We start from the raw sequence: 10,695 nt of genomic DNA, 5'->3' as shown, positions 1-10,695 counted from the left end.
CGGGCCAGGGCCAGCCGGCGCGGGTCGCGGCCCGGCCTGCGGACGGCCACGTGGACCGCCGTCGCGATACGCGGGCGCGCGGCCCGGCCCGCCTCGGCCGCCCCCGCAGCCAACCGGGGCACGAGGGTTGGGATCTGCTGGCGGTTGACTGAGTTGTGGTGCGTTTTGGTGAGCAGGAGCGAGTTTGGGGGGCCTGTCCGGTTGGTGTGTGTCCTGGGCCTTCTCCCTGGGGGAACGCGGGTTCTTGGGTCGAATGGGTGACCTTTGCAGATGGTGCTCGTTGACTGCGGTGACGGGGTTTTTGGGCCGGGGCGGGGGTGAAGGGGTGGGCGGGTTGCGGGAGTTGGCGGCGTCGTTCGTGGTGCCCGGCCCCGCCGGGGTGGCGGTCAGGGACCGGCTGCGGGTGTCGCAGGCGGATGCGGCGGTGCTGGCCGAGGTCGGCGTCTTCCTCGGCTCGCTGGCTTCCGGGGATCTCGCCGAGCGGTCCCGGCAGGGTCTGGTGCACGATGCGGCCTCGTGGGCGGTGCGCAAGCGGGAGCTGACCGGACTCTCGTCGGCGCGCTGGGCGGGCAGTATCACCAAGGCCACCCATGATCAGTGGGCGCTGGCCCGGCGCGGGCAGGTGGCCCACATGGTGTGGCTGCGCGCTCAGATCGCCTCGATCGAGGCGCGGCTGGCCCGGCCGCTGGGCGCCAAGGCCAACAAACGCGAAGGCCTGGTGCGCGGCTATGCCTCGCGGCGTGAGTGGCATGCCAAGTCCCGCCGCCGTGAGGCGTTGAAAGACCGCCTCACGGCGCTGGAGGAGGACTGGGTGGCGGGCCGGGTACGGGTGGTGCGCGGCGGCAAACGCCTCGCGCACACCCGTCACCACTCCGAGCAGGACACTGCCTCGACGGCACCGACATCACCACGCTCACCCGCGCCGAGGTGCGCCGCCGCATCGCGTACGTGGAGCAGGACACCCCGATGCTGGCGGGCACCCTCCGCGAGAACCTCCTCTACGCCGCCCCCGACGCCACCGAGGAGGCGATCTCCCAGGTGCTGCGGGACACGCTGCTCGACTCCCTCGTCGACCGGCTCCCGGAGGGGCTCGACACCCACGTCGGCGCCCGCGGCCTCGCCCTCTCCGGGGGCGAGCGCCAGCGCCTCGCCATCGCCCGCGCCCTGCTGCGCCGCCCACAGGTGCTGCTGCTGGACGAGGCGACGGCCCATCTCGACGGGCTGAGCGAGACCGCGCTACGGCATACCGTGGAACGGGCGGCCCGGCACTGCACCGTCGTGCTGATCGCCCACCGGCTGTCCACGGTCACCTCCGCGGACCACATGGTGCTGCTCGCGGACGGCCGTGTGAGCGACCATGGCCGGCACGGGGAACTCCTGGGGAGGAACGAGCTGTACTGGGATCTCGCCGCCACCCAGCTGACCGCGGCAGGAGGCTGACACCGCAACCTGACGTAAGTCCCTGACGTACTGACCATCCGTCAGAAATGCACACAGCAAAGGAAGACCGCATGCCGAAGGACCCGGCACCCGCACCCGAGGCCGCGCACACGCCCGACCGTCCCCACGACGCGGTGCCCGACGACCACTGGGACGACGACCACTGGGACGACGAGGAGAACCCGGAGCCCGTCGTGGAACACCTCGTCCAGGACGACCTGTTCGGTGAGCTGAGTGTCCGACTGGACACCGAGCAAGGAGAAGTGACCGTCGAAGGCGAGGCGATCCCCCGGGTCGTCCTGCGCCGCGACGCCGGGACCAAGGCCGAGACCCACATCCCGATCGGTACCCGGGACGGCGACCTGCTCACGCTGACCGTCGACGGCGAGGACGCGGTCCTCATACCCGCGAAGGGACGGCTGACCCGGGGGTCGTACCGCGTCGACGTACGGCACGCGGGCCGCGCCCACCGCCTGGTGCCCGACTCCATCCCGGGCAGCCGGCTCCTGAAGGACGAGGAACACATCGGGGACTTCTCCTCGGACGGCGACGGGCAGGTCCTGGCCGAGTGGAAGGAGGGCGCCCAGGTGGACGCGGCGGACGCGGCCCTCGGGTACGCGCTCGCCGCCGCGTTCGGCACCGGCGCGCAGCCCATGTGGATGCTGGCGATCGACGCGATCGGCGACCTCATCCCCTGACGGGACGCATACCGCCGAGGGCCCCGCCGGTGACGACGTACCGGCGGGGCCCTTCTTGCTTCTGACTTCTTGTCGTTCTGCCTTTCGTGCCGGCAGCCGGCGGTGTGGGCCCGCACCGTGCGTTCCGCGATGCCCAAGGGCCGCGCCAGCCACCGGTTCTACTCCCTCGTCGCGAGCAGCAGCAAAACCTCCCGCTCCTGGTCGGTGAGCGCGGAGAAGTCGAGCATGTCCTCCCGTACGACAACAGCCATGTGATTCCCCCTGGTTGTTCTCGGTCGTGTTGGGTTCCGTAGGGTGGGATCCTGCACCGGACGGGACACTTCATGCCATCACCGACCGCTCTTGCCATCACCGACTGCCAACTGCGTGAAGGGGCCCGGAGGTTCGACAACCTCCGGGCCCCTTCACGCAGTTGGCAGTCCGCCGGCTACTGGTCCTGCGACCTCTTCGGCCGCCACACCACCAGCGCGCTCGTCTGCTGCACCTCCTGGTACGGCACCAGATCGCGCCGGTACGAGGCGTGCACCGCGGCCTCGCGCTGCCGCATGGCCGCGGCGGCGCCGTCCAGGGCCGCCTGCATTTCCGCCATGCGGGACTGGAGGGCGGCGACCTGGTTCTCCAGTTCGATGATGCGCTTGATGCCGGCGAGGTTGATGCCCTCGTCCTGGGACAACTGCTGTACCTGGCGGAGCAGTTCGATGTCCCGGGCCGAGTAGCGTCGGCCGCGCCCCGCCGTGCGGTCGGGCGAGACCAGGCCGAGGCGGTCGTACTGGCGCAGGGTCTGCGGGTGCAGACCGGAGAGCTGGGCCGCCACGGAGATCACGTAGACCGGAGTCTCCTCGGTCAGCTCGTACGGATTGCGTCGACGGCCGTCCATCTCCTCATGCTCCCTTCGCCGCCTGGAACAACTCCGCCCGCGGGTCCTCTCCCGCGGTCGCCTCGCGATACGCCTCCAGCGCGTCACGAGCCTTGCCGGTCACGTTCGCCGGGACAGTGACCTCGACGGTGACCAGCAGGTCGCCGCGCGTACCGTCCTTGCGGACCGCGCCCTTGCCGCGGGCGCGCATCGTCCGTCCGTTGGGCGTGCCCGGCGGCACCTTCAGCGTGACCGGGGGCCCGCCCAGCGTGGGCACCTTCACCTCGCCGCCGAGCGCCGCCTCCGCGAACGTCACCGGCACCGTCACCGTGAGGTTGTCGCCCTTGCGGCCGAAGACGGGGTGGGCGCCGACGTGCACGACCACATACAGGTCGCCCGCCGGACCGCCCCGCTCGCCGGGCGCGCCCTTGCCGCGCAGACGGATGCGCTGGCCGTCGCTCACCCCCGCCGGGATACGGACCTGCATCGTGCGCGACGACTTGGCGCGGCCGCTACCCTTGCAGATCTCGCAGGGGTTCTCCGCGATCAGACCGCGGCCCTTGCAGTCCGGGCACGGGTCGGTGAGCGAGAAGCCGCCGCCCGAACCGCGCGCCACCTGGCCGGTGCCCACACAGGTCGGGCACACCCGCGGTGTGCCGTTCGCGTCGCCGGTGCCCGAGCAGGCCTTGCACGGCGACTGCGAGGACATGCGCAGCGGAACCGTCGCGCCGTCCACCGCCTCCGTGAAGCTCAGCGTGACCTCGGACTCGATGTCCTGGCCGCGCCGCGGCTGCGTACGCGTGCCGGTGCCCGCGCCACCGCGGTTGAACAGGCCCCCGAAGACGTCCCCGAGCCCGCCGCCGAAGCCACCGCCGGCACCACCAGCCCCGCCGCCCTGGGGCGCGCCTCCGAAGAGGTCGCCCAGGTCAAAGTTGAAGCTGCCGGCACCGCCGGCGCCGGGGCCGGGCCGGAAGCCGCCGTTGCCGAAGAGAGCGCGTGCCTCGTCGTACTCCTTGCGCTTCTTGGGGTCGCCGAGGATGTCGTTCGCCTCGGAGACCTCCTTGAAGCGCTCTTCCGCCTTGGCGTTTCCCGTGTTGGCGTCCGGGTGGAACTCGCGGGCGAGCTTCCGGTACGCCTTCTTGATCTCGGCCTCGGTCGCGTCCTTGGGGACGCCGAGGACCTTGTAGTAGTCCTTCTCGATGAAGTCCTTGGTGCTCATCCTCGACGTCCCTCCTTCCTTCTCACGCGCCGTAGGGTCCGTACGTTCATTCGTACGCCCCGTACGTCGCCGACGTCAGCCCTCGTCCGGGCCACCGTTCTCCTTGTCGTCGGCGTTGTCGGCCGCCGGCTGGGCCTCATCGGCCTTGACCGTCTGCGCGCCCGGCTGCGGCTCGGCGACCGCCACACGCGCGGGGCGGATGGTGCGCTCGCCGAATCGATACCCCGGCTGCAGAATCGCCACGCACGTCGTCTCGGTGACGTCGGGTGCGTAACTGTGCATCAGGGCCTCGTGGATTGTCGGGTCGAAGGGCTCGCCCTCCTTGCCGAACTGCTGCAGTCCCAGCTTGGCCGCGACGGTCTCCAGCGACTCGGCCACCGACTTGAAACCACCGACCAGCTCGCCGTGGTCCCGTGCGCGGCCGATGTCGTCGAGCACGGGCAGGAGCTCGGTCAGGAGGTTCGCGATGGCGATCTCCTTGACCGTGATCCGGTCGCGCTCGACCCGGCGGCGGTAGTTCTGGTACTCGGCCGAGAGCCGCTGGAGATCCGCCGTGCGCTCACCGAGCGCCGTGCGCACCTGGTCCAGCTGGGCCGTCAGACCCGCCGTCTGCTGTGCTGCCTGAGCTGCTGCCGCGTCCCCCGCCGGGGCCGCCCCCTCCTCGGAGGCGGCCTTCGGCTCGGCGTCTTCAGGGGTGGCGCCGGAAGGGACGTCGGGCTGCTGGTCGTCGAAGCCCGGGGTCTCCTCCGTCACGCGGCACCGTCCTTCCGGTCCTTCTCGTCGTCGACGATCTCGGCGTCGACGACATCGTCGTCTGCCTTGGCCTGCGCGCCCTCGTCACCGGCGGCACCCTCGGGACCGCCCGCGGCCTGCGCGCCCTGGGCGTCGGCGTACATCGCCTGGCCCAGCTTCTGCGAGACAGCGGCGACCTTCTCGGTGGCCGTACGGATCTCGGCGGTGTCCTCGCCCTTGAGCGCGGTCTTCAGCTCCTCGACGGAGGCCTCGACCTCGGTCTTGACCTCGCCGGGGACCTTGTCCTCGTTGTCCTTGAGGAACTTCTCCGTCTGGTAGACGAGCTGCTCGCCCTGGTTGCGGCTCTCGGCGGCCTCGCGGCGGCGGTGGTCCTCCTCCGCGTACTGCTCGGCCTCCTGGCGCATGCGGTCGACCTCGTCCTTCGGCAGCGAGGAGCCGCCGGTGACGGTCATCTTCTGCTCCTTGCCCGTGCCCAGGTCCTTCGCGGTCACGTGCATGATGCCGTTGGCGTCGATGTCGAAGGAGACCTCGATCTGCGGGACGCCGCGGGGGGCCGGCGGCAGACCGGTCAGCTCGAACATCCCGAGCTTCTTGTTGTACGCCGCGATCTCGCGCTCGCCCTGGTAGACCTGGATCTGCACGGACGGCTGGTTGTCCTCGGCGGTGGTGAAGATCTCCGAGCGCTTGGTCGGGATCGTCGTGTTCCGCTCGATGAGCTTGGTCATGATGCCGCCCTTGGTCTCGATACCGAGGGACAGCGGGGTCACGTCGAGGAGCAGGACGTCCTTGACCTCACCCTTGAGCACACCGGCCTGGAGCGAGGCACCGATGGCCACGACCTCGTCCGGGTTCACACCCTTGTTGGCCTCCTTGCCGCCGGTCAGGTCCTTGACGAGCTCGGCGACGGCGGGCATACGGGTGGAGCCACCGACGAGAACGACGTGGTCGATCTCGCTCAGCTGGATGCCGGCGTCCTTGATGACGTTGTGGAACGGCGTCTTGCACCGCTCCAGCAGGTCGGCCGTCAGCTGCTGGAACTGGGCGCGCGTGAGCTTCTCGTCCAGGTGCAGCGGGCCTTCGGCGGAGGCGGTGATGTAGGGCAGGTTGATCGAGGTCTCGGTGGAGCTCGACAGCTCGATCTTCGCCTTCTCCGCGGCCTCACGGAGGCGCTGGAGGGCCATCTTGTCCTTGCCGAGGTCCACGCCGTGGCCGCTGTTGAACTGCTTGACCAGGTAGTCGACGATGCGCTGGTCCCAGTCGTCACCACCGAGGTGGTTGTCACCGTTGGTGGCCTTCACCTCGACGACGCCGTCGCCGATCTCCAGCAGCGAGACGTCGAACGTGCCGCCACCGAGGTCGAAGACGAGAATGGTCTGGTCGTCCTTGTCGAGACCGTAGGCCAGAGCCGCGGCGGTGGGCTCGTTGACAATACGGAGCACGTTGAGCCCGGCGATCTCGCCGGCCTCCTTCGTCGCCTGCCGCTCGGAGTCGTTGAAGTACGCCGGAACGGTGATGACGGCGTCCGTGACCTTCTCACCGAGATACGACTCGGCGTCCCGCTTCAGCTTCTGCAGGATGAACGCGGAGATCTGCTGGGGGTTGAAGTCCTTCCCGTCCAGGTTGATCTTCCAGTCAGTACCCATGTGACGCTTCACGGACCGAATGGTCCGGTCCACGTTGGTGACCGCCTGGCGCTTAGCGACCTCTCCGACGAGCACCTCACCGTTCTTGGCGAAGGCGACGACGGACGGCGTGGTCCTGGCGCCCTCGGCGTTGGTGATGACGGTGGGCTCACCGCCCTCCAGAACGCTGACGACCGAGTTAGTCGTGCCCAGGTCGATGCCGACCGCACGTGCCATTTCAATTCCTCCAGCTGACTTGAGTGGATCAGGCTCAAGGATGCATGAAGGATGGAATGCAGTCAACAGACCTGAGTCTCGCCGACTCAACTTTTATCTTGGCCTTATTCGCAAGCAGGCGCCTGACCTCCGGCGTGACCCGTAACCTCCGGCGTGACCACAGACGGCAGCGTGACAGAAAGGCCGAGGCTCACAACTCGTCGTTGGCCGGGTCGTACGCGTTATAGAGGCGCGTGGGCAGCGGCTTGTCCTCGCGCAACGCCTTGAACAGAGCCTTGGCCTGGCGCTTGACCGGCTTGTAGCGGCCCCAGCGGTCGGGGTCCTCCACGCTGGGGATGGTGACGATCGACGTCCGGTTCTGCGGGATGCCGGCCGCGCTGTTCACCAAACCGTACAACTCCCTCAGCGAGTCGAGACCCGGGTCGGCGGTCAGCGAACGGGTCAGCGCGTTCAGGACCGGGAAGAGCCGGGTCGTGTCCTCCAACACACCGCCGCTTCGCGCCCCGGCCAGCAGATCACGCAGGAACACCTTCTGCCGTTCGATGCGCTGCAGATCGCTGCCGTCACCGACACCGGAACGGCCGCGCACCAGGATGAGCGCCTGATGCCCGTTGAGATGCTGCTTGCCGGGCCGCAGCACGAGCTTGTCGCCGGGCACCTTCACCTTCTGCGGCACGTCGACCTGTACGCCGCCCATCGCGTCCACGACTTTCCGGAAGCCGGTGAAGTCGATGATGAGGTGATGGTCGACGCGTACCCCGGTGAGCTCCTCGAAGGTACGGATGGCGCAGGCCGCCCCGCCGAACTGGAAGGCCCAGTTGAACTGGGCGAACTGGGCACGACTGGTGCCGCCGTCCGGCTTGCGGCAGCGGGGGATCTGCACCATCAGATCGCGGGGCACACTGACCAGTGCGGCACGCCTGCGGTCCGCCGACAGGTGCAGCAGGATGGTGACGTCCGAGCGCTGACTGTCGCGCACGGCCTCCAGGTCGGAGCCCAGCAGCAGGATGTTCTGCGCACCGGGCGCCATCGACTTGGGCCGTACAGCCCTGTCGGCGTGGAGCGCGCGGGCCGGGACGTCGTCGCTGCGGATGTTGCCGTCGAGGTGCGCGTACGTCCCGCCGCCGACGGCGACCGCCGCGATGAGCAGCAGCCCGAAGCCCAGTGCGACCAGCCGCACCCAGCGGCGATCGGGGAACAAATCACGTACTTGCATGGACGATTCCCTGTCCCTCCGGTTGCGGTATCGCGGTGACACCGGAGGGCCTCGCCCGGCCGGGCCGTCTACAAGTTATCCTTTATGTCCAAATATGAGGCGATAACACGGCTGACCCAGAGAGAACACCCACGGACGGGCGGATCCACCGACACGCGGCCGCTCAGGCTTGCCTCAGCGACATAGATCACCGCACCCCCGGCTACAGCGCGACGACAGAAGTGAGTAGTCTCAGACGGACTGCCTAAGTTACCCAGTAGTAATCGCCGCATTCCGTATTCTGAGAACTCCCCCTCGCAGGCCCGAGGAGCCCCCATGCAGCTCGCCGCGATCATCGTGTCGCTAGTCCTGACCGTGGTCGGCGTTGCGCTCATTGCCCGAGCCGTCGCGCAGATCTACCGGCACATCACACTCGGACAGCCGGTCCCGGCCGGCTCCCGCACCGACGACCCGAAGGCCCGCACCGTCACGCTGGTCAAGGAGTTCCTCGGCCACACACGGATGAACCGGTGGGGAATCGTCGGCTTCGCGCACTGGTTCGTCGCGATCGGCTTCCTGACGCTGCCGCCGACCCTCGCGCAGGCCTACGGGCAGCTCTTCAAGGCCGACTGGACCCTTCCGGTCCTCGGCGGCTTCCTGCCGTTCGAGATGTACATCGAGTTCATCGGCCTGATGACGGCCGTCGGCATCCTCACGCTGATCGTGATCCGGCTGCTCAACCTGCCCTCCCGGGCCGGTCGCAAATCACGGTTCGCGGGCTCCAAGGCCTGGCAGGCGTACTTCGTCGAGTACGTCATCCTCGCCATCGGTCTCGCGATCCTCGCCCTGCGCGGGCTGGAGGGCGCGCTCCACCACGTCGACCACTACGAGGCCGCGTACTTCGTCTCGTACCCGCTGGTCGCCGCCTTCGACGGGCTCGACCTCGAGACGCTGCAGAACCTCGTCTACCTCACCGCGATGATCAAGGTCGGCGTCTCGCTGATCTGGATGATCACGGTCGCGCTCAACACCAACATGGGTGTGGCCTGGCACCGCTTCCTGGCCTTCCCCAACATCTGGTTCAAGCGCAACGCGACCGGTGGGACCGCGCTGGGCGCGCTGCAGCCGATGACCTCCGGCGGCGAGCCGATCGACTTCACCGACCCGGGCGAGGACGACGTCTTCGGTGTCTCCCAGGTCGAGCAGTTCTCCTGGAAGGGCCTGCTGGACTTCTCCACCTGCACCGAGTGCGGGCGCTGCCAGTCGCAGTGCCCCGCCTGGAACACCGGCAAGCCCCTCTCCCCCAAGCTCATGATCATGTCACTGCGCGACCACGCGCACGCCAAGGCGCCGTATCTGCTGGCCGGCGGCGGCAAGTCCATGGAGGGCGAGGAGAAGGCGAGCGAGGAGCAGCTGAAGGACGTGCCCGCCGCCGCCCTCGCGGAGGCCGAGCGTCCGTTGATCGGAACCCTCGAAGAGAACGGCGTCATCGACCCCGACGTGCTGTGGTCCTGCACCACCTGCGGTGCGTGCGTCGAGCAGTGCCCGGTCGACATCGAGCACGTCGACCACATCGTCGACATGCGCCGCTACCAGGTGATGATCGAGTCCGCGTTCCCGTCCGAGGCGGGCACGATGCTCAAGAACCTGGAGAAGAAGGGCAACCCCTGGGGGCTGGCCAAGAAGCAGCGCCTGGAGTGGACCAAGGAGGTCGACTTCGAGGTGCCCGTCGTCGGCAAGGACATCGAGGATCTCGGCGAGGTCGACTACCTGTACTGGGTGGGCTGCGCCGGTGCCCTCGAAGACCGCGCCAAGAAGACGACGAAGGCCTTCGCCGAGCTGCTGCACATCGCGGGCGTCAAGTTCGCGATCATGGGCGGCGACGAGAAGTGCACCGGTGACTCCGCCCGCCGCCTGGGCAACGAGCCCCTCTTCCAGGAACTCGGCATGGAGAACGTCGCCTCGCTGAACATGGCATTCGGTGAGTCCCTCAACGAGGACGGCGAGGTGGACGAGAGCACCAAGAAGCCGAAGTCCGCGAAGAAGATCGTCTCCACCTGCCCGCACTGCTTCAACACCATCGCCAACGAGTACCCGCAGCTCGGCGGCGACTACGAGGTCATCCACCACACGCAGCTGCTCCAGCACCTCATCGACGAGGGCAAGCTCGTCCCCGTCACCCCCGTCGAGGGTCTGATCACCTACCACGACCCCTGCTACCTGGGCCGCCACAACAAGGTCTACACGCCCCCGCGCGAGATCATGACCGCCGTCCCGGGCCTGCGCCAGCAGGAGATGCACCGCCACAAGGAGCGCGGCTTCTGCTGCGGCGCCGGTGGTGCCCGGATGTGGATGGAGGAGCGGATCGGCAAGCGCATCAACAACGAGCGGGTGGATGAGGCGCTGTCCCTCAACCCCGACATCGTGTCGACCGCCTGCCCCTTCTGCCTCGTCATGCTCACCGACTCCGTCAACGGCAAGAAGAACGACGGCAAGGCGAAGGAGTCCCTCCAGGTCGTCGACGTCGCCCAGCTGCTGCTCGACTCCGTCAAGACCCCGGTCGACGACGAGCCGCCGGCCGACGAACCCGAGTCGGAGAACGAGCCGGAGCCCGCGCCGGTGAAGTAGCGCGGCATCACGACGGGGTACGGCCTGAATGCGAAGCACCCCATGTC

7 protein-coding genes and 2 pseudogenes are annotated in these 10,695 nt (G+C 68.6%); 4 read left to right on the top strand and 5 right to left on the bottom strand.

What is annotated here, in order from left to right:
• Window positions 1-325 precede the first annotated feature (325 nt).
• The 3 genes and pseudogenes from FE633_RS48145 to FE633_RS07640 all read left to right on the top strand — a co-directional run.
• Window positions 326-877 (top strand): annotated as a pseudogene (locus tag FE633_RS48145) (IS200/IS605 family accessory protein TnpB-related protein); the annotation flags it as partial.
• A gap of 11 nt (window positions 878-888) precedes the next feature.
• Window positions 889-1,440: pseudogene (locus FE633_RS07645) on the top strand (ATP-binding cassette domain-containing protein); the annotation flags it as partial.
• 71 nt (window positions 1,441-1,511) lie between these two features.
• Window positions 1,512-2,138, top strand: a complete 627-nt coding sequence (locus tag FE633_RS07640) for a hypothetical protein (protein ID WP_246113483.1) — start codon at window positions 1,512-1,514, stop codon at window positions 2,136-2,138.
• Between the two features lie 427 nt (window positions 2,139-2,565).
• Here FE633_RS07640 and FE633_RS07635 read toward each other — a convergent pair whose 3' ends face one another.
• The 5 genes from FE633_RS07635 to FE633_RS07615 all read right to left on the bottom strand — a co-directional run bounded on the left by FE633_RS07635 (window position 2,566) and on the right by FE633_RS07615 (window position 8,041).
• Window positions 2,566-3,015, bottom strand: a complete 450-nt coding sequence (locus tag FE633_RS07635) for a heat shock protein transcriptional repressor HspR (RefSeq protein ID WP_138044305.1) — start codon at window positions 3,013-3,015, stop codon at window positions 2,566-2,568.
• A 4-nt stretch (window positions 3,016-3,019) separates the two neighbouring features.
• Window positions 3,020-4,213, bottom strand: a complete 1,194-nt coding sequence (dnaJ, locus tag FE633_RS07630) for a molecular chaperone DnaJ (RefSeq protein WP_138044304.1) — start codon at window positions 4,211-4,213, stop codon at window positions 3,020-3,022.
• A gap of 75 nt (window positions 4,214-4,288) precedes the next feature.
• The gene (gene grpE, locus FE633_RS07625; protein ID WP_119100666.1) at window positions 4,289-4,966 is read right to left on the bottom strand and encodes a nucleotide exchange factor GrpE; all 678 of its coding nucleotides are present in this window, start codon (window positions 4,964-4,966) and stop codon (window positions 4,289-4,291) included.
• The gene (gene dnaK, locus FE633_RS07620; RefSeq protein ID WP_138044303.1) at window positions 4,963-6,825 is read right to left on the bottom strand and encodes a molecular chaperone DnaK; all 1,863 of its coding nucleotides are present in this window, start codon (window positions 6,823-6,825) and stop codon (window positions 4,963-4,965) included. The genes grpE and dnaK overlap by 4 nt, the downstream gene beginning before the upstream one ends.
• 190 nt (window positions 6,826-7,015) lie before the next feature.
• Window positions 7,016-8,041 carry an LCP family protein gene (locus FE633_RS07615; RefSeq protein ID WP_138044302.1) on the bottom strand — a complete coding sequence of 342 codons (1,026 nt, stop codon included), beginning with the start codon at window positions 8,039-8,041 and terminating at the stop codon, window positions 7,016-7,018.
• A 315-nt stretch (window positions 8,042-8,356) separates the two neighbouring features.
• On the opposite strand from FE633_RS07615, the gene FE633_RS07610 reads away from it, so the two are divergent.
• Window positions 8,357-10,648 carry a (Fe-S)-binding protein gene (locus FE633_RS07610; protein ID WP_138044301.1) on the top strand — a complete coding sequence of 764 codons (2,292 nt, stop codon included), beginning with the start codon at window positions 8,357-8,359 and terminating at the stop codon, window positions 10,646-10,648.
• Window positions 10,649-10,695 lie beyond the last annotated feature (47 nt).

It is taken from the genome of Streptomyces montanus (genome assembly GCF_005786655.1).
Lineage (GTDB): Bacteria > Actinomycetota > Actinomycetes > Streptomycetales > Streptomycetaceae > Streptomyces > Streptomyces sporangiiformans.
Note: the sequence above shows the minus strand (reverse complement) of the source record. Positions and strands in the feature narration are given on the sequence as shown.

Excerpts from the sequence above, each read along its gene's own strand:
- FE633_RS07640 (WP_246113483.1), top strand. The coding sequence starts at position 1,512 with ATGCCGAAGGACCCGGCACCCGCACCCGAGGCCGCGCACACGCCCGAC.
- FE633_RS07615 (WP_138044302.1), bottom strand. The coding sequence starts at position 8,041 with ATGCAAGTACGTGATTTGTTCCCCGATCGCCGCTGGGTGCGGCTGGTC.
- FE633_RS07635 (WP_138044305.1), bottom strand. The coding sequence starts at position 3,015 with ATGGACGGCCGTCGACGCAATCCGTACGAGCTGACCGAGGAGACTCCG.
- FE633_RS07610 (WP_138044301.1), top strand. The coding sequence starts at position 8,357 with ATGCAGCTCGCCGCGATCATCGTGTCGCTAGTCCTGACCGTGGTCGGC.
- dnaK (WP_138044303.1), bottom strand. The coding sequence starts at position 6,825 with ATGGCACGTGCGGTCGGCATCGACCTGGGCACGACTAACTCGGTCGTC.
- dnaJ (WP_138044304.1), bottom strand. The coding sequence starts at position 4,213 with ATGAGCACCAAGGACTTCATCGAGAAGGACTACTACAAGGTCCTCGGC.